The sequence below is a fragment of the Paraburkholderia fungorum genome (assembly GCF_046027605.1).
GTDB lineage: Bacteria > Pseudomonadota > Gammaproteobacteria > Burkholderiales > Burkholderiaceae > Paraburkholderia > Paraburkholderia fungorum_F.
On record NZ_JAQQEF010000002.1, the window covers coordinates 432,524 to 450,671 of the forward strand.

The window sequence follows — 18,148 nt, forward strand, 5'->3', positions numbered from 1 at the left end:
CACACTCGCCCCCGCATCTTGAGCGTCGCTGAGTCCGTTGAGCACGGTCGATTTGGCCGGCACAGTACCACACTGCATCGCCTATGCCATGTGCTCAGTCGATCCGCCGCCGCAGGCCGTTCAGATTTTCTTTAAATTTTCACATCGTAAAGTATAATGAGGTGAGCGCGCCTCGAAATGAAATCGCTGGTTGGAATGGCCGCCGAAGATAATCTCGCGCGCCACACGTGCGAGGTCAGTTGTGCCTTCGTCATTGCATTACATCGCCGTCTATCTCCGTTGCCCGTTCGCATCCTCGTAAAGTCATTGCCGAGCGACGTCAGTTTCGATTTCCGATCTGATGGGCTGGCAGATTCAATCCCCATCCAGACCTCGCAGGGCGTCATGCGCCCGTTCTCCCCATTCGTCAGGCGAAACATACCTGGGGATATTCCTGGCAAAATTAAACTATACGACCGGAAAATTTAGACCTATTCTTCGTTCAGCAGCTCTGATGTGTCAGTGGGCCGTTCATTCAAAATGACAGAGGAGACTGGAGATGAAGAGATTGTCCCTGGCCGCGGCGCTTTTTTGTGTCATGCCTGCCGCGGCGTATGCGCAAAGTTCCGTAACACTGTACGGACTACTGGATGAAGGCCTGACCTACACAAGCAATCAGAACGGACATTCTGCGTGGCTGGTTCAGAGCGGAGGTGGATCACTGTCCAGGTGGGGGCTGCGCGGCGCCGAAGACCTGGGTGGAGGTTACAAAGCGGTCTTTGTGCTGGAAAACGGCTTTGATCCATCTAGCGGAAACCTGTCGAACAATGGGCGTCTGTTCGGCCGGCAGGTGTACGTTGGCGTATCAAGTCCGTATGGGACGTTCACCCTTGGGCGTCAATACGAGGAAGTCGCCGAAATGCTCTCCACGGTCGCCGCCGGTTTGAACTGGGCGGTCTACTTCGCTCACGCCGGCGACGTTGACAACGTTGGAGGGAGTATCCGCATCAGCAACTCGGTCAAATACGCCAGTCCAAAAATAGCAGGGTTCACCTTTGGTGCGCTCTACAGTTTTGGTGGGCAGCCCGGACAATTCGCCACGAATAGCGTGACGTCGGTGGGACTGAGCTACACGGGAATAAACCTACCGCTGTATATCGCAGCCGCCTATACGATCATCAAGAATCCGTATGCTGCCGCATTCGATAACATCGCGCCGCGCAACATCATTTACGCCCCGTACGTGCAGAGCGCGGAGAGCGAAACTATCGCCGGGGTAGGGGCTTCGTACAAGATCGGCAGTGCCTCAGTTGCCTTCGAGTACACGACGACGCGCTTCAAAAAAGGTTTCCTTGGCACTGACGTGCGCCTGGACAACTACGAGGCAAACGTCGGTTACTTCATTACGCCCTTTCTCTTCGCAGGTGTGGCATACATCTACACGCACGGCAAAGTGGATGCGACTTCCGCGACCCCAATCTATCGGGCAATCGATCTCTACACCAACTATTTCCTGTCGAAGCGGACGGACGTTTACTTTGCAGCCGAACTGTTTAAAGCAGCGGGATCGGCAACGCAGGCGCAGATCACGTTGATCCCTTCCGCGTCGAATGGACAAACGCAGGGTTTGCTGCGAGTCGGAATACGTCACCGGTTTTAACGAACATGTGATGTCGAGAGAAGAGTGAAACCAGATTGACACCGGTACCCGGTGGTCGATCATCAAGGACGATGCAATGAACAGCACAAGCGACGCCCAGCGGGATGTACGCCAGATTTTTAACGAAATGCCCGTGGGGCGAAGGCAGTGGACGGTGTTCCTCATCTGCTTCGCGGCAACAGCGATCGAGGGTTTCGACACGATTGTGATCAGCTTTATCGCGCCTTCGATTAGCCAGCACTGGCATCTTTCGAGCGTTGCACTCTCGCCTCTGGTGGCCTTTGGGCTCACCGGACTACTGATTGGCTCAATCGTTGGGGGAACACTGGCCGACCGGGTCGGTCGCCGAGCGGTGAGCATCGTCGCAATCGCCTGGTTTGGCATCGCGGGCCTGATGTCGAGCGAAGCACAATCGATCGTTCAGCTGGTTGCCTTGCGTTTTATAACTGGCCTCGGCATCGGAGCGGCGATGCCCGCTACGTCAGCGATCGTCGCGGAATATAGCCCCGACCGTTCACGCTCGGCAATGCTCGCGTCGACTTACTGTGGATTTCTTTTCGGTGCGGCCGCTGCGGGTTTTGTGACTTCCTCGGCTATCGGAACATTGGGTTGGCGAGGCATGCTCGTACTGAGTGGTCTATTGCCACTCGGAGTGGTTGCTTTATTCGCATGGCAAGTACCGGAGTCGCCGCTCTACATCGTGGCCAGCCGGAAGTCCAGCGAGGAGGCGAAACGGATTCTCCGAAAAGTTTTTCCGACTTTAGACTTCTCCCGAATGCATTTATTCATCGCCGAAACGCGCGAATCGATCAGCGGAAGCGGGGCACTATTGAGCGGTGAATACCGGCTTGGCACCGTGTTGACGTGGTTTGCCGAGTTTGCGGGTTATCTGGTGTTCTTTCTTATCGGGAGCTGGTTACCGACGCACCTGAAGCAGACAGGGCTATCGATGCACGAAGCTTCGCAGGTGTCGTCACTGTTCCAGTTCGGTGCGCTTGGCGGCGCGGTTTTTTTTGCGGTCCTTGTACGCCGCTATAACGTCGCGTCGGTCATTTCCGGAGCTTTCGGCGCGGGCTCGCTGCTTGTCATCGCGCTGGGCATGTCCGAAACCACTCAGTGGCACGCGAGCGTGGTCTTCTTGTCCGGCATCGCTGTTGGAGGCCCGCTGATCTGTGTCAACACCATTCCGGGCATCTTCTATCCTACCGCGCTCCGTGCGTCCGGCGGTGGCTGGAACGTTGCGATCGGACGGCTTGGATCAATCGTCGGTACGTCGTTGATTGGTTTGATAGTCATATCAGGCTTTCCTTATCTGATCACCTGTGCGTTGTTGTCGATACCGCTCTTGATGGCTTGCGTATGCATGGCCGTCATGGCACGGGTTCTTTCCGCACGACGACGAATGTTGAACGAACGCGCGATGAGCATCGGAACGGTATAGGCGGGTGGTCCATCGTCGCCGAATAGCACCAGATAGCGGACGTGCTTTGCGTCGTTCGTCTTGCAGACTTTACGATCGTGAAGTATAGTGAATTACGAAACCTGCTTGATCGTACGAGTTTCCTGAAGAGCGAACGCGAAGCGGATGTCGGCAGGTAAGGAATATTTTCAGATCGGGCACGGCTGTCTGTTCAGTCAGACGTGCCAACGAAACAGGAGGAGACATGATTGAGGAACGCGACATCGTCGTCACGATGCGGGATGGCACTCGCCTTGCGGTAGACGTCTATCGACCCGATGCGGATGGTAAGTATCCCGTACTGTACGCATCGGCTCTGCACAACAAGGATCTTCAAGGTCCGGATATTGCCGATGTCTTGCCCCCGCAACCCGCGCACGCTCCGCTCTGGTTTGGACCCATAGAGGCCGGAGACACTCGCCGCTTCATCGCCAATGGTTATGTACACGTCATTGCGCAACCACGCGGCTCCGCCAAGTCGGAAGGCCACTATGGCGAGGAGAATACCGACCATTACGACATGATCGAATGGATCACCCAGCAGCCGTGGTCCGATGGCAATGTCGGGATGGTGGGCATCTCAGGCTTTGCCGGTGAACAATGGCGTGCGGCGGCACAAGGACACCCTGCGCTCAAGGCGATCTTTCCGTACGACGCCTGTAGTGCATACGGCGGCATGTTTGGGTTTCGGGACTTCAATCCTGGTGGCGTCATTCACACGTTCCCTTACTTGCTTGACGTTTTCAGCACCGTGCATGAACCACGCGATGTGCCGGGCACGTTACCCGATGCGCAGGAGGAACTCTGGCGTGCAGCCATGCGCAATCCCGACTACAAGATGTACATCAACCTGTACAACATCCTGACACAGAAGGGTCAGCGCACCGGGGTGATGTATCACATCATGACGAACCCGTGGGAGGCTGACGGGACCGTCGAGCGAGCCGAAGAAAACTTCAAGTCGATCAAGGTGCCGTTCTATACAGGCTCCGGCGCCTACGCGTACACCTACAAATTGCACTGGCTCGGTGCCCAGCATTACTTCGCGAATGTAAAGCAGCCGCGCAAGCTGATCTTTACCGGTCCGGCACATCTGGAGCGACCGTTCCACCAGTACCACGATGAGGTCATTCGTTGGTATGACTACTGGCTCAAGGGTGTCGACACCGGCATCATGGATGAACCCCCGGTCCGTTACTGGGTCATGGGCGCCAACGAATGGCGAACGGGCAGCGACTGGCCTTTGCCCGAAACGCAATGGGCGAAGTACTACCTCGCAGGTTGGGAGCAGCTTTCCACAGATGCCCCTCGGCCTTCAGCCGAGGTCGGCAATGCCCATCGGGAGCCGGATGTCTTCACGCAAATGCCGCTGAAAAAGACCTCCAAAGTTGAACGCCTGCGCTACATGACTGATCCGCTTGCACAGGACGTGCTGGTAGCGGGGCCGATTTCGCTGACGCTCTATGCGGAGATTGATCAGGCAGACACGAACTGGATCGTCGTGCTCAAAGACGTGGGTCCGGACGTGTCGGTCGTTACCGCGCGCGTCGGTGAACGAGCGGTTCCGGAAACATTGCCGGAGCGTGAACTTACCCGTGGCTGGCTGAAAGCGTCGTACCGTGCAACTGATCCTGACCGGTCCAGGCCTGCGGAACCATTCCACAAGCTGACGAAGGATTCGATCGCGCCGGTTACACCTGGCGAGATCATCAAGTATGAAATCCAGGTGATCGCTACGGCAAACCAGTTCAAGGCCGGCCATCGAATCTGTATCGAGATCTGTAGTCTCGACGCGCCTACGGGAACGGGCGCGATGACCGACGTCGAATACATTCCGTATCACGTAACCAGCAGCAATACGGTCACCCACAAGATTTACCGGGACGCGGATCACCCCTCACATCTGCTGCTTCCAATCATTCCATTGAATGGACAGCGCTCCTGAATTGAAGCGCATTCCTGAGAGTCATAGCCGTGCGGTGAGTTTGACTGAAAAATGAGGTTAAGCGATGAAAAGCATACGTTTTGAGCGGGATGGAAAGGTTGGGAATATCGTTCTGGCGAATCCGCCCTACAACCGGCTCGATGTGCGGTTTGCACAGTGTCTCCGCGAGGCGGTTCATGAAGCGAGCGAAAGCGATATTCGGGTGCTGGTCATCCGCGCGGAGGGGCCTCACTTCAGTCTCGGTGGAGAAGTTCGCGAATGGCCGGACAAAGATTTGAACTGGTTTCGCACATTCGTTGCGGAAATCAACAGTTCGTATCGCGCGATCGAAGCGCTCCGCGTCCCGACGGTGGCAGTGGTACAGGGCCTGGCTTTCGGCGGGGGCTTCGAACTCGCGTTGAACTGTGACTTCATTGTGGCGGCGACCGACGCAGTGTTTCGATGTGTCGAAGTGACAACGGCAATGCTTCCTATTGCGGGCGCGCTGCAGCGGCTGGCCGAGCGAGTGGGGCGTAGTCGCGCGTCGCGCTTCGCCATGCTGGGCGAACCGATTCTGGGCAGCCAGGCCGTGGAGCTCGGGATTGCCACACACGTGGCTGAACCGGGTGAACTCGAACGTGTCGCCAGCGCACTGGTGAGGCAACTCTCGGACGGTCCCACGCTTTCGTACGCGGCGACGCGCACCCTGCTTAAGACCTGGTCAAGTGGTGGCATAGCGGGTGCCGACATTGCCATGCTGGATGTCTGCATGGATTTGTACGACACGGAAGACGCCACGCGGGGGTTTGCCAATACGGCCGAAGCGTTCGACCGCGACCAGCAGCCCGACGAGATGGTTTTTCACGGGAAATAACCCGACGCATCCCCAGTGCGGGCAGCCCCGATCTCACTAGCAGCATTGCAATGGCTACTTAACCCCGGTTCGACTGACTTTTTTGCAGACTCGCGCAGCAACGATGGAGGAAGGCTTCATGCACACTTTACCCGGTTCCCTTACGCTCGATATACCCGCCGATGGCGTTGCCTACGTACGGGGTGCGACGGACGTTCCGTTGAGTGAGTCGACAGTTGGCCAGTTTCTAAGGGAAACAGCACGCCGGTTTCCTGATCGGCAAGCTGTGGTATTCCGGGAGCAACGCATTCGGTGGACCTGGCGGGAATTCGATGACCATGTCGATCAACTCGCCGCAGGTTTCCTGTCGCTCGGAATAGAAAAAGGGGATCGCGTTGGCATCTGGTCTCCCAACCGGTTCGAATGGCTGCTCACGCAGTTCGCGACAGCGCGCATCGGCGCTGTACTGGTCAACATCAACCCAGCCTATCGGGTAGCGGAACTTGAGTATGCGCTACGGAAAGTACGATGCAAAGCGCTCGTCACCTCTGAGAGTTTCAAAGCGTCAAACTACATTTCAATGTTGCTCGACGTAGCGCCTGAACTGGCATCACAGCAGCCGGACGAGCTAATGGCCGCGCGCCTGCCAGACCTTCGTACGGTGATTTCCGTGGGTGATTGGCGCGCATCGGGCGTCATGTCATTTCACGCGATCATGCAGCGTGGAGAAGGGCTTCTTCGAAACAACGGGCGCGAGCTAATCGATACCATCGCGCAAACACTTTCTCCCCGTGACCCGATCAATATCCAGTTCACGAGCGGCACCACCGGCAGCCCGAAGGGTGCAACGCTGACACATCGGAACATTGTCAACAACGCGCGTTTTGTTGCGATAGCGATGAAGCTCTCCGAAGCCGACTCGCTGTGTATTCCGGTCCCGCTGTACCACTGTTTCGGCATGGTGCTCGGCGTCCTTGCGTGCGTGTCGGTGGGCGCGCAGATGGTCTTCCCGGGCGAAGGATTCGATGCCGGCGCGACCCTCGCGGCCGTCTCGGAAGAGCGTTGCACCGCGCTTCACGGGGTGCCGACCATGTTTATCGCTGAACTGGGGCATCCGGACTTTTCATCGTTTGATCTGAGTAGCCTGCGGACCGGCATCATGGCAGGGTCGCCCTGTCCGGTCGAGACAATGAACCAGGTCGTGACAAAAATGCATATGCGAGAGGTCACCATTGCGTATGGAATGACAGAGACTAGTCCCGTATCGTTTCAGAGCGCAACCACGGATCCGCTGGATAAGCGCACGACAACGGTTGGACGGATTCAACCTCATCTCGAGGTAAAGATCGTTGATTTCGATGGGCGTACTGTGTCGATCGGCGAGACGGGAGAACTCTGCACAAGAGGCTACTCGGTGATGCTGGGCTACTGGGAAGACGAGACGAAAACACGCGAAAGCATCGTTGACGGATGGATGCATACCGGCGATCTCGCCACAATCGACGCCGATGGATACTGCAACATCGTCGGAAGATTGAAAGACATGGTGATTCGCGGGGGCGAAAACATCTATCCCCGCGAAATCGAGGAATACCTCTTCAGGCACCCAAAAATACAGAATGTGCAGGTGTTTGGCGTGCCGGATGATAAGAACGGCGAGGAGTTGTGCGCCTGGATCGTGCTTCGGAAAGGTGAAGGGTCGACTGAGGAGGACATCAGGGATTTCTGCCGAGGACAGATCGCTCACTATAAGGTGCCGAAATATATTCGTTTCGTTAATGAACTGCCGATGACTGTTACGGGAAAGGTACAGAAGTTTGCCATGCGTGAGGAGATGATCCGCTATCTCAATCTGACCGAGCACAAGACCGCCTGACAGGTTCGCGAAACCTGGGAAGGATCGTAAAAACAGAGACTCGTAGATCGCCGTTAATCAGGTATCCAGATTATATGGACGTGGCGGAATACGAAGGTTTTAAATTGGAGGTGTCGAATGTATGAAATAACCACGGATGTACTCATCGTCGGGACGGGGCCAGCTGGATCGGCCTGCGCCGCGCTGCTGTCGACGTACGGCATCAACAACATGGTCGTCAATCAATATCGTTGGCTGGCCAACACGCCGAGAGCGCACATCACAAACCTGCGCACCATGGAGGTCCTTCGCGACCTCGGCCAGCAAGTGGAGCAGGAGGCTTACCTGTACGCAACCGATCAGGATCTGATGGGCGGGACGGTTTTCTGCGAAAGTCTGACCGGTGAGGAGATTGGCCGGGTACCCAGTTGGGGACTGCATCCGCTGTCAAGAGCGGAACGCCAATTGTCGAGTCCGACGAAGATGAACGATTTGCCGCAGACGTTCATGGAGCCGCTGCTCTTCAAGACGGCGTGCGCACGAGGGACCGAGGCGCGGATGAGTACCGAATATCTGAGTCACACGCAGACTGAAGACGGTGTGATGACGCGCTGCCGTGACCGCTTGTCGGGGGAGGAGTTTACGGTCAGATCAAAGTACCTTATCGGCGCCGACGGAGGGAACTCCAAGGTCGCAAAAGATGCGGGTCTGCCTTTCGAAGGGCAGATGGGCGTGCGAGGGTCGATGAACATCTGGTTCCGCGCGGACCTGTCTGAATTCGTTGCGCACCGGCCTGCCGTGTTGTACCCGATCATGCAACCGGGCGCGGAAGTGGGTGGTATCGGGATGGGCCTGATCCGGATGGTTCGGCCTTGGCACGAGTGGTTGATTGTTTGGGGTTATGACATCAATGAGCCTGCGCCGGTTGTAGACGAGGCAAAGGCCACCACGATCGCACGCCAGCTGGTGGGCAAGCCGGATCTCGAGATCGAATTGTTGGGCGCGAATACATGGACAGTGAACAACATGTACGCAACGAGCATGCAGGAGGGACGAGTGTTCTGCATGGGCGATGCGACCCACCGGCACCCACCGTCCGGAGGCTTGGGGTCCAATACATCGATTCAGGACGCGTTTAATCTCGCGTGGAAGCTCGCGGAAGTCATCAAGGGGCGCGCGGGCGAAGCGCTTCTGGAGACCTATTCGGCCGAGCGTGCGCCGATCGCGAAACAGGTCGTCACCCGCGCGAACCAGTCGATTGCCGAATTCGCGCCGCTCTATAGTGCGCTTGGCATCGACAAATCGAACGATGCGGAAGTCTTGCAAGCGAATATGCATGCTCGAAGCGGAACCGGTGAAGCGGCGGAAAAACAGCGGGACGAAATTCGGGAAGCGTTGGCGTTCAAGCGCTATGAACTGGACGCCCAGGGCGTGGAGATGAATCAACGCTATCAATCCAGCGCCGCGTTGACCGATGGGCAGGCGGAGCCGGCCTTCACGCGTGATCGCGAGCTGTACTACCAGGCGACGACATGGCCGGGCGCGCGTCTGCCGCACGCCTGGATTTTCGACTCCCGGGGACGGCAACACTCCACGCTGGACCTCGCGGGACATGGGCGATTCGTGCTGTTCACCGGCCTTGGAGGCGAAGCATGGGTTGAGGCTGCCTCAAGCGTCGGTGAGGAACTGGGATTGAAGGTCGACGTACACGTTATTGGTCCGCGGCAGTCTTATGCGGACCACACTGGCGACTGGGCTCGTGTGCGCGAAATCGGCGACAGCGGTTGCGTATTGGCCCGTCCGGACCATCATGTGGCGTGGCGTAGCCTCACATTGCCGAACGATCCGGCAGCCGAGCTTCGCCGGGCATTGCGACAGGTGCTGTCGCGGTAAATGCCAGGCTGTTACCGCGGCGACACGAGCGTGCCCAGATCGCGCGTGTCGACTCTTGCCAAAAAATGGAGTTCAGGATGAATCAGCCGGAGCGTTGGAAGGACGGCATGGATAGCGGTCTTCCAAAGCGCGTACACATTGTTGAGGTTGGGCCTAGAGACGGTCTGCAGGCGGAAAGCAGGTTCATACCAACCGGCATCAAGATTGAACTGGTCAATCGGCTCGTGGGCGCCGGCGTACGACGAATCGAAGCTGCCTCCTTCGTGTCGCCGAAATGGATTCCGCAGATGGCCGACGGTGCGGCAGTCATGGCGGGGATTGATCGCGAGGCGGGCGTTTCGTATGCCGCACTGACACCCAACATGAGAGGACTCGAAGCCGCAATAGAGAGCAAGGCCGACGAGGTCGTCATCTTCGGTGCCGCGAGCGAAGCCTTTTCCGTCCGCAACATCAATTGTTCCGTCACGGAATCTCTCGAGCGCTTTTCCCCGGTGGCGCGCATGGCGAAAGCAGCGGGATTGCGATTGCGCGCCAGCATTTCATGCTCGTTCGGATGTCCGTACCAGGGGCAGGTGAGCGTTGATGCCGTCGTCGATATGGTCAGGCGCTTTCGCGATCTGGGGTGTGACGAAATCGACATTGCCGATACGATTGGAGTGGGCACGGTGCATCATGTTCAGCGAGTCGTTCAGGCGGCTTCAAGGGAGTTTCCGTTGGAGCGCCTCGCTGGCCACTTTCATGACACTTACGGGCAGGCGTTGGCCAATATCGTCGGCGCCCTTCAGGTCGGAATGTCGGTGTTTCACGCGTCCGTTGGTGGACTGGGCGGCTGTCCGTATGCGAAAGGCGCCACCGGCAATGTTGCTACAGAAGATCTACTCTACCTGCTAGACGGCCTCGGGATTGAAACGGGAATTGATCTCGACGCCGTCGTTTCGATTGGTGATTGGGTGAGTCAGCAAATGGGCCGGGAGAACGGCGCGCGTGCGGGCAAAGCACTGACAGCGCGCAAGGTACGCAACTGAGTTGTTACCTGCATCATTGTTTCCCGGAGCCCTTTTCACACGATGCGAATGCTCCAAACACGAGCTGCTCTACAGTGCACCAATAGTCGCTAGCCAGCGCCGGATCGGACGGTGATAGATCGCTGGTCGCCGAAATTTCTGGACCGAAACCCGACAGCGTCGACGTCAGACTAATCAACATGTAGTGGAAAACAATTGGCTCGACGTTGGGTATCGCGCGTTCCTCCTGGACAGCGCGGATTTGCGGTAGCAGCCAATCGATCAGCGGTTTTAGGATGATATCCGCGAGCCATTGCAGCCGCGAACTGTAACCTAGCGATTCCTGAAGGATGAAGCGGTGAAACTCGGGAAAGTCCACAGTGAAGCGAAACAGCGCTCTATATGCCAGCTTGAGCCGATCGACTGCACTAGCCGGGCCGAAATTGGATAGGCTTGCATCGCGTTCTTGCCGAACCCGTTCGAATACATATTCGGCAACCGCCTGCCACAGAATTTCTTTGGAACGAAAGTGATAGGTAATGAGCGGATGCTGCTTGCCGATTCGATCGGCAATGCTGCGGATACTCGCGGCCTCGAAACCCTTTGATGAAAACTCGGTAAGCGCTGCATTCAAGATGGCCGAACGCGTTTCCTGCGCGCGCTGCTGCTCAGTACGCTTGCGTTTCGCCGGGCGAGCGGCCCGGACATTTCTTGCATCAGTCAGTGTTAGTGACGCCATGGGCGAATACACTGCGACACGTTGAAATGAATATTGAGTGCGAGTACCGCCTGGGTGATGGTGTCTTCGTTGATATTGCGCATTGTCTTTCCTTCAGCCCGCCGCGGATTGCCAGTACCTTTGGCGAGCGAGCAACCTGGCGGCATTTTCCCCGTACACCTTATCCATCTCAATGCCGGGAATCTGGATATCGTCGAGCACTTTACCGAACTGTCGGATTGCGCTTGTCGGAGCAAACGGAAAGTCCGTGCCGAAGAGAATGTGATCGGGGTCGGCCACTTGCGCCAGCGCGCTGAGGGGCGGATAGCCGGCGGCAAGTGCCGTGTCGAAGTAGAAGGATCGAACCACCGCTAACGTGTCACCCACACGCTCGGCCACCGCAGGCATCATGGCAATCGAGAGAGCGAGACGGGGTACGAGAAACGGCAGCGTTCCCCCGGCATGCGAAAGAATGAAGCGAATGTTCCGGAAGCGACTCAATACACCTGACATGATCAGGCTTGTGGCGGTGCGGGTTGTCTCGAACGGATATTCGAGCACAGACGCCGGAGCGACCGGCGGCACGTCGTGAGGAGGCTGGTTAGGGTGAACGAAGACCACGCTCTCGCGCCTGTCCAACTCTTCCCACAACGGCGTGAAATGCTCGTCGCCCAGATACAGTCCGTTGTAGTTCGTGAAGGCAATGAAACCGTCAACCTTCAACTCGTCGAGACAGTAGCTGACTTCCTTCAACGCTGCGTCGACGTCCGGCAGCGGCAAGCTTGCAAAGGAGCCGAACCGTCCGGTATGCCGGGCTCTGAGCTCCGCTGCGTGGTCGTTGCATTTTCTCAGCAACGTAACGGCGTCCGGCAGTGTGGGGCCCGATGAGATCGACAGGATCCCTTCGTCGATTCCGTTTTCATCCATCATCGCGAGGGCTGCCTCGACGGACCAGCTTGGGGCCACGCCGCCTGGCATCGCCGCCCTCAGCAAATCCAGCCCTACTGCGTCCACGTAAAGCTTCGGCAGAAAATGTTGGTGCGTATCAATCTTTCGCTTCGACATGGCGGTCGTCTCCTGAACTGGTCTCTCACATCGGCAGGTGCTACGCCCCTCCGGTTAGACTCATCTTATACGTTAATTTTTACGATTGCAAAGTTTAGTGAGGCATCTGGATCGCAGGTTACGTCAGACGTTCTCCTTTGTTGCGAAGGACGCGATCGCCAGAGATCTGCTGGTCAAGCGCCTGGGCGTTATCCCACTGTGGGGCAAGACCGGGCGGATTGACAATTCGGCTGCCTGCGCTCGCCAATGCATGTATTGCTGCCATGTCCGCATCATCCAGCTCAAAGTCGAATACCGCTATGTTTTGTACTAGTCGGTCGATCCGCGTGGTTCTCGAAAGCGCCACGATGCCGTGCTGTTGAACCAGCCATCGCAAGACGATCTGGGCGATGGTTCTGTCATAACGAGCCGCGATCTCCTTGAGCGTCTGGTCCGAGAACACGCGGCCAACAGCCATGCCGCAATAGCCTGTCACAGCAAGCCCGGCCTCGCGCGTGCTTTCGATGAGCAAGGATTGGTTCAGATACGGGTGGTATTCGAACTGATTCGTTACCAATGGAGCAGCCGAGAGCCGGATAGCTTCCGTCATCTGTGTACGGTTGAAGTTGCTGACGCCTATGTGCCGGACCTTGCCGGCGCGCACCACCGCATTAAGCTCCGCGATCTGTTCGGCGAGAGGCACCTCCGATCCCCCAGGCCAATGCAGCAGGAGCAAGTCGATGTAGTCCGTCCTGAGCTTACGCAGGCTCTCGTTGACGGACGCATCGAAGTATCGTGCAGCGTAGTTGCTGACCCAGACCTTGGTCGTCAGAAACACTTCGCTTCTTGGGATGCCGGAGGCGGCGACGCAGTCGCCGATCTCGGCCTCGTTGCGGTAGATTTGCCCAGTGTCGATATGACGGAAGCCAGCACGAAGGGCTGCGGGGATCATTCGATAGATGTCGTCGCCATTCATCCCGTAGGTGCCAAACCCTATCGCTGGAATGGCCGCGTGACCGGCGTGGACGTTTTGCATGAACTATTCCTTATGGACTAACCGATGTATACCCACGACGGTGACAGGCCGCGGAACGATGTGTGCTCAATGGTGGTGAATGGCGAGAGAAACTGACCGCTCGGTGTGCGATCTCGCGGAAAGCAGGGTAAGCGGTGGCATATCGGAAAAGAAGCCTATGTATTTCGATGCAGTCTATCGTCAGGGGCGATACATGCCAGGCAGCGTTTCGCTAGATCAATTGCACGCATTTATTGCAGTCGCCGATGAAAGGCCGCTTCCTGGCAGCGGGGATTATTGAGGTCAGGGTCATCGGTCGCTCTATGCCGGGCCCTTAACGTCCTACCAGCGCAATGGTGCGTTGCAATTCAGGAGGTATGCGAACTATCGCTGTGGATATAGCATCGCCAATGGCCTGGACCGTGAGTTGGCCTGCACGCAGAAGCAAGGCCGATGCAATACCCGGGCGGAGTGGACCCGCGCTTCGCATGACATAGCCGCGACAGTCCGGCATAGCCGGCATTGGAGAACGTATGAAGGCGATTGGTTATACAGCGAAAGGTGGCGTCGAGGTTTTGACCGATCTTGAACTTCCGGTGCCGGAACCTGGCTCGCGCGATTTGCGCGTCGCCGTGAAGGCGGTGTCGGTGAATCCTGTCGATGTGAAGCGCCGTCGCTGGGAAGATCCTCCAGAGGGCTCACTTGCCAGAGTGTTGGGCTACGACGCGGCAGGCGTTGTCGAAGCGGTGGGACGTGACGTCACCCGTTTCAAACCGGGCGACGAAGTCTTCTATGCGGGCGCGATGGATCGTCCCGGGACCAACTCGGAGTTTCATCTCGTCGACGAGCGGATCGTTGGGCCCAAGCCCACCTCGTTGTCGTTCGCCGAGGCGGCAGCCTTGCCACTCACTTCGATAACTGCATGGGAAATGCTCTTCGACCGCATGAAGGTGCCGCGCGGCGTGCACACACCCTGTGGCACGCTGCTTGTTCTGAACGGAGCAGGTGGCGTCGGGTCCATGCTGATCCAGCTGGCGAACAGCCTCACGGGCCTCACTGTCATCGCCTCTGCATCCCGGCCCGAAAGTGTCGAGTGGGTACGCAAGCTCGGCGCGAAGCACGTTGCCGATCACAGCAAGCCTATCGACGAAGCGCTGCACGCGATCGGCTTCAGTGGCGTGGACTATATCGGAGCGATCACGTCGACGCCTGGCAGCGCCCCCAGTCTCGCCCGCGCGATGAACCCCCAGGGCCATATCACGTTGATCGACAACTTCGACGACAGCATTGCGCCGTTCAAGCCGAAGAGCATCACTGTTTCGTGGGAGATGATGTTTACCCGGTCGCTGTTCCAGACAGCGGACATGGACGCTCAGCACCGCCTGCTGAAAGAAGTATCGGCAATGGTCGATGCCGGTGCGCTGCGCACGACGCTCACGCACGTGGGCGGCCCGTTGACGGCAGCGAATCTTCGCCTGGCCCACGAGCGGATCGAAACGGGCAGGGCGATCGGAAAAACCGTGCTGGAGGGATTCCAATGATGATTGGCGCAACAGTGTGGCGGGCGATACGGCGTTACCAACGTGGCATACATCGCACGAGAATCACCACAACGGTCGTCAGCGCCGGTTTGACTGCTGAAACAAAGGATGACTGAACGATGTGGAAAGCAATGGTGGAGGATTTTGCTCAGCAAAATGAACCGCAATCGTTGCGGGTTGCGCGGTCCGCGACCCGTCGAAAGCACGGGAGACAACCACGGGCCGCAACGGGCGATCTCCGGAACATCGTTCTTGATGCCGCGGTAGCGCTGTTCCATCGCGAGCCAATCGAGTCGTTGAATGTCGAGCGGCTCGCGAATCAAACGGGATTCAGTAAGAGGCGCATCTATCGGATTTTCGGATCGCGCAAGGCGCTTTTACAGGCTCACGCTGACCGGCTTTGTGATCGTGAGCGTGCGCGGTGGCGGGAAGCAGGACATCGATCTGGCGAGGAGCCCGTTCAACACCTGCTCGAACTCTTTATCGATGTCGCCGTCGAACTGGCTTCCGATGCTTATCAGCGCAGCCAATCCAGAATGCCCGCGGTACAGGTCACTGACGAAGAGCATCCTCTCAGACTATCGCGCACCGATCTTGGTCGCGAGTTTCGAGCACTATTGATAAGACTGGCAATTGCGGCAAAAGCAGTGGACGCTGAGGCCCTGGCGGATACGCTGATGATGCTTTGGGAAGGCGCATCGTCCAGTTTCAAATCGGGCAGCGATGCCCGGCGGGTCGCTCAGCGTTTGCCGACCCTGGTCGACCACATAATCAGGAGCTACGTCCCGGGCTGATCAGCGGGACATCTCCTGCGAGCACGTCGTGAATAGCTGTCGACCTTTACTCTCCCAACAGTGCAGCAACTAACGACTGGTGGGGGACGGCCGTCGCGTAGCTTCAGTTCGAGATTTCCGAAGCCGTACCCGGCCGCGCTAGCGCTGCCGGTTCAGACTTTCAAATCCTGCAACGAGTGCATCGAGCAAATGACGCACGGCCGGAACCATGCCCCGGCGCGTCGGGAAGAGCGCGTGTACAAGGCCCGGCGTGGTGGATAGATCCGGCAGCAGGTGCAGCAGGCGGCCTGCCTGAATATCGCTCTCAATCAGTTCTCTCGGCAGCATGGCCACGCCCACACCCGACATTGCCGCAACCCGAAGGCTGGCCAGGTCGTCGGTCGCGAGGCGCGGCTGGTGCACCCATGAGGTCCCGCGCCCCTCCACGTCGATCAGGTTCCAGACAAATCGCCCGCCGCTGCTGGTCATGGAGAGGGTGGGCCATCCCTTCACGGATTCGAGAGAGTCGGGCGGCGGATGGCGCGCGGCCAATGCGGGACTGGCAACCAGAATGTGGATCGACAGGCCGAGCTGGCGGACGGCGAGATCGGTGTTCTCCAATGGCGGAAGCCTGACCCGGATGGCAAAGTCCAGGCCTTCCTCGACGACATCCACGCGGCGATTGGTTGCATCCAGCAGGACCTGGACGTCAGGGTTGTCCTGGACATATTGCGCAATGATCGTGGAGATGCCGGACTCCAGTAAGGCCACGGGGCAACTGATGCGGACAGTGCCCTGCGGTCTGGATCTCGTCCGGTCCACGATATCTTTGGCGGCCTTTGCTTCCGCCACTAGCGCAAGGCAATGCTGGTGGAACTGCCGCCCGGTTTCGGTCAAAGACAGGCTCCGGCTGGTGCGATTGAGCAGGCGCACGCCAAGTTCCTCTTCCAGAGCACGCACGCGCCGGCTGAGTTTCGACGTCTGTAGGCCGAGGCCGCGCGCGGCCGCTGTGAAGCTTCCCTGCTCGACCACCTCGGCGAACAGCCGAAGATCATTGAGGTCAGTGATTGCGTTCATGAGCAGACGTACCTCCTTCTGATCGTTCTATGTGAAGCAATGATTCGTTCCGGTAAGGGATCTATGCGGGAGTCCGTTGCAAATATAGCATTCATCTCATCGGCTGTACCAGCGCCAACATTCGGCGGCAGGCACAGCTGACAAGCGTCGCATTCGCGGTGCCGGGAAACGGAGGCGAACATGCTCAGACACAGGCATTGGGAATCATTGGACAGGGGAGACCTCGGCTGGCTACGCGCGAAATTCCATTTCGCGGTCAGTGCCGACGGTAATCCCACGCACGCCGCCCTCGGTCCCCTGATCGTCTGGAACGACGACGAGATTGCCGTTGGCAGCGGCTTCCCCATGCACGGGCACCGTGACATGGAGATCATCACCTATGTTCGCCAGGGCCTGCTCGGTCATCGGGACACTTTGGAATCCGAAGGAACGATCCACGCAGGCGACGTCCAGGTCATGAGCGCCGGCACGGGCATACGCCACGCCGAGTTCAACAAGGGCGAGGTGCCGCTCAAGGTTTATCAGATCTGGCTTCTACCTCGCGAAAGCGGTGGCGAACCCGCGTGGAATACCAAGCCGTTTCCCAAAAGCGACCGGTCCGGAAATTTCATAGTCCTCGCCAGTGGATTCGCTGGCGATGAAGGTGCGCTTCCTATACGTGCCAACGCGCGGGTGCTTGGCGCAATGCTGAGGGCAGGTGAAAGCGTCCAACACGAGTTGGGTCCGGCGCGTCGTAGCTATCTCGTCGTGGCCTCGGGGCGCGTCGAAGTAAATGGCGAGCCCGTTGGGCCGCTGGATGGCGTAGCGATCACGCAAGTCGCCGCGGCCCAGATTTCCGCCCTTGAAGATTCCGAGCTGGTGATGGTGGACGCCGGCTAATTTCCTTTTTCGTACTCCACCTCCGCAAATTTATTTCAGGAGCTTGTTATGGAACGTTTCAAATTTCTTCCGCTGTTAGGCCGCATTCTGATCGGTGCGCCGTTTGTCATGAGCGGGCTGGGCAAACTCGCAGCATACGGTGCGACGGTTGGCTATATTGCCGCCATGGGTCTGCCGGTGCCGCCACTCGCGTTCATTGTTGCCGTGCTGACCGAGCTGGGTGGTGGCCTGCTGCTGCTGTCGGGCTACAGGGCTCGAGTCGTGTCGCTGGCGATGGCGGTGTTCTGCGTGGTCACCGCGCTGTTCTTTCACCATCACTTCGCCGACCAGAACCAGATGGTTCACTTCCTCAAGAACGTGATGATGGCCGGCGGCCTCCTGCAGATCGCCTACTTCGGTGCCGGCGCGTTCAGCCTGGACGCGCGCTCCGGTCGGGCGGGCACGCTCGTGCCATCTCTGAGCGTGAGTTGAGAA

At 58.1% G+C, this 18,148-nt stretch carries 15 protein-coding genes; 11 read left to right on the top strand and 4 right to left on the bottom strand.

Annotated features, from left to right (window positions below; translation table 11 throughout):
* Positions 1 to 538 precede the first annotated feature (538 nt).
* From PQR53_RS05260 to PQR53_RS05290, 7 genes are all read left to right on the top strand, one after another.
* Positions 539 to 1,639: a porin gene (locus tag PQR53_RS05260; RefSeq protein WP_408451520.1), complete on the top strand. Its 1,101-nt coding sequence runs from the start codon at positions 539 to 541 to the stop codon at positions 1,637 to 1,639.
* Between the two features lie 76 nt (positions 1,640 to 1,715).
* Positions 1,716 to 3,080, top strand: a complete 1,365-nt coding sequence (locus PQR53_RS05265; RefSeq protein WP_408451521.1) for an MFS transporter — start codon at positions 1,716 to 1,718, stop codon at positions 3,078 to 3,080.
* A gap of 223 nt (positions 3,081 to 3,303) precedes the next feature.
* Complete coding sequence (locus PQR53_RS05270) at positions 3,304 to 5,043, top strand: CocE/NonD family hydrolase (protein ID WP_408451522.1); 1,740 nt, start codon at positions 3,304 to 3,306, stop codon at positions 5,041 to 5,043.
* 64 nt (positions 5,044 to 5,107) lie between these two features.
* A complete protein-coding gene (locus PQR53_RS05275; RefSeq protein WP_408451523.1) occupies positions 5,108 to 5,896 on the top strand; it encodes an enoyl-CoA hydratase/isomerase family protein in 789 nt (262 codons plus the stop codon).
* Between the two features lie 118 nt (positions 5,897 to 6,014).
* Positions 6,015 to 7,751 (top strand): AMP-binding protein, encoded by a 1,737-nt coding sequence (locus PQR53_RS05280; protein ID WP_408451524.1) that lies wholly within the window; start codon positions 6,015 to 6,017, stop codon positions 7,749 to 7,751.
* A gap of 117 nt (positions 7,752 to 7,868) precedes the next feature.
* Positions 7,869 to 9,623, top strand: a complete 1,755-nt coding sequence (locus PQR53_RS05285) for an FAD-dependent oxidoreductase (RefSeq protein WP_408451525.1) — start codon at positions 7,869 to 7,871, stop codon at positions 9,621 to 9,623.
* A 77-nt stretch (positions 9,624 to 9,700) separates the two neighbouring features.
* Complete coding sequence (locus PQR53_RS05290) at positions 9,701 to 10,648, top strand: hydroxymethylglutaryl-CoA lyase (protein WP_408451526.1); 948 nt, start codon at positions 9,701 to 9,703, stop codon at positions 10,646 to 10,648.
* Between the two features lie 13 nt (positions 10,649 to 10,661).
* Here PQR53_RS05290 and PQR53_RS05295 read toward each other — a convergent pair whose 3' ends face one another.
* From PQR53_RS05295 to PQR53_RS05305, 3 genes are all read right to left on the bottom strand, one after another.
* On the bottom strand, positions 10,662 to 11,366 hold the full coding sequence (locus tag PQR53_RS05295) for a TetR/AcrR family transcriptional regulator (RefSeq protein WP_408451527.1): 705 nt from the start codon (positions 11,364 to 11,366) through the stop codon (positions 10,662 to 10,664).
* 93 nt (positions 11,367 to 11,459) lie between these two features.
* Complete coding sequence (locus PQR53_RS05300; protein ID WP_408451528.1) at positions 11,460 to 12,410, bottom strand: amidohydrolase family protein; 951 nt, start codon at positions 12,408 to 12,410, stop codon at positions 11,460 to 11,462.
* Positions 12,411 to 12,528: 118 nt separating this feature from the next.
* Complete coding sequence (locus PQR53_RS05305; protein ID WP_408451529.1) at positions 12,529 to 13,425, bottom strand: aldo/keto reductase; 897 nt, start codon at positions 13,423 to 13,425, stop codon at positions 12,529 to 12,531.
* Between the two features lie 512 nt (positions 13,426 to 13,937).
* On the opposite strand from PQR53_RS05305, the gene PQR53_RS05310 reads away from it, so the two are divergent.
* Positions 13,938 to 14,945 carry a zinc-binding alcohol dehydrogenase family protein gene (locus PQR53_RS05310; protein ID WP_408451530.1) on the top strand — a complete coding sequence of 336 codons (1,008 nt, stop codon included), beginning with the start codon at positions 13,938 to 13,940 and terminating at the stop codon, positions 14,943 to 14,945.
* Positions 14,946 to 15,064: 119 nt separating this feature from the next.
* The gene (locus PQR53_RS05315; RefSeq protein ID WP_408451531.1) at positions 15,065 to 15,739 is read left to right on the top strand and encodes a TetR/AcrR family transcriptional regulator; all 675 of its coding nucleotides are present in this window, start codon (positions 15,065 to 15,067) and stop codon (positions 15,737 to 15,739) included.
* Between the two features lie 138 nt (positions 15,740 to 15,877).
* On the opposite strand, the gene PQR53_RS05320 is transcribed toward PQR53_RS05315, so the two are convergent.
* Positions 15,878 to 16,795 carry a LysR substrate-binding domain-containing protein gene (locus tag PQR53_RS05320; protein WP_408451532.1) on the bottom strand — a complete coding sequence of 306 codons (918 nt, stop codon included), beginning with the start codon at positions 16,793 to 16,795 and terminating at the stop codon, positions 15,878 to 15,880.
* A gap of 180 nt (positions 16,796 to 16,975) precedes the next feature.
* On the opposite strand from PQR53_RS05320, the gene PQR53_RS05325 reads away from it, so the two are divergent.
* Complete coding sequence (locus PQR53_RS05325) at positions 16,976 to 17,674, top strand: pirin family protein (RefSeq protein WP_408451533.1); 699 nt, start codon at positions 16,976 to 16,978, stop codon at positions 17,672 to 17,674.
* Between the two features lie 48 nt (positions 17,675 to 17,722).
* On the top strand, positions 17,723 to 18,145 hold the full coding sequence (locus tag PQR53_RS05330; protein ID WP_408451534.1) for a DoxX family protein: 423 nt from the start codon (positions 17,723 to 17,725) through the stop codon (positions 18,143 to 18,145).
* The last annotated feature ends 3 nt before the right edge of the window (positions 18,146 to 18,148 follow it).

What these genes read in the sequence shown, in the direction of transcription:
- PQR53_RS05300 (WP_408451528.1), bottom strand. Translation starts at nt 12,410, where the DNA reads ATGTCGAAGCGAAAGATTGATACGCACCAACATTTTCTGCCGAAGCTT.
- PQR53_RS05270 (WP_408451522.1), top strand. Translation starts at nt 3,304, where the DNA reads ATGATTGAGGAACGCGACATCGTCGTCACGATGCGGGATGGCACTCGC.
- PQR53_RS05290 (WP_408451526.1), top strand. Translation starts at nt 9,701, where the DNA reads ATGAATCAGCCGGAGCGTTGGAAGGACGGCATGGATAGCGGTCTTCCA.
- PQR53_RS05310 (WP_408451530.1), top strand. Translation starts at nt 13,938, where the DNA reads ATGAAGGCGATTGGTTATACAGCGAAAGGTGGCGTCGAGGTTTTGACC.
- PQR53_RS05330 (WP_408451534.1), top strand. Translation starts at nt 17,723, where the DNA reads ATGGAACGTTTCAAATTTCTTCCGCTGTTAGGCCGCATTCTGATCGGT.
- PQR53_RS05280 (WP_408451524.1), top strand. Translation starts at nt 6,015, where the DNA reads ATGCACACTTTACCCGGTTCCCTTACGCTCGATATACCCGCCGATGGC.
- PQR53_RS05320 (WP_408451532.1), bottom strand. Translation starts at nt 16,795, where the DNA reads ATGAACGCAATCACTGACCTCAATGATCTTCGGCTGTTCGCCGAGGTG.
- PQR53_RS05315 (WP_408451531.1), top strand. Translation starts at nt 15,065, where the DNA reads ATGTGGAAAGCAATGGTGGAGGATTTTGCTCAGCAAAATGAACCGCAA.
- PQR53_RS05275 (WP_408451523.1), top strand. Translation starts at nt 5,108, where the DNA reads ATGAAAAGCATACGTTTTGAGCGGGATGGAAAGGTTGGGAATATCGTT.
- PQR53_RS05295 (WP_408451527.1), bottom strand. Translation starts at nt 11,366, where the DNA reads ATGGCGTCACTAACACTGACTGATGCAAGAAATGTCCGGGCCGCTCGC.
- PQR53_RS05260 (WP_408451520.1), top strand. Translation starts at nt 539, where the DNA reads ATGAAGAGATTGTCCCTGGCCGCGGCGCTTTTTTGTGTCATGCCTGCC.
- PQR53_RS05305 (WP_408451529.1), bottom strand. Translation starts at nt 13,425, where the DNA reads ATGCAAAACGTCCACGCCGGTCACGCGGCCATTCCAGCGATAGGGTTT.
- PQR53_RS05285 (WP_408451525.1), top strand. Translation starts at nt 7,869, where the DNA reads ATGTATGAAATAACCACGGATGTACTCATCGTCGGGACGGGGCCAGCT.
- PQR53_RS05325 (WP_408451533.1), top strand. Translation starts at nt 16,976, where the DNA reads ATGCTCAGACACAGGCATTGGGAATCATTGGACAGGGGAGACCTCGGC.
- PQR53_RS05265 (WP_408451521.1), top strand. Translation starts at nt 1,716, where the DNA reads ATGAACAGCACAAGCGACGCCCAGCGGGATGTACGCCAGATTTTTAAC.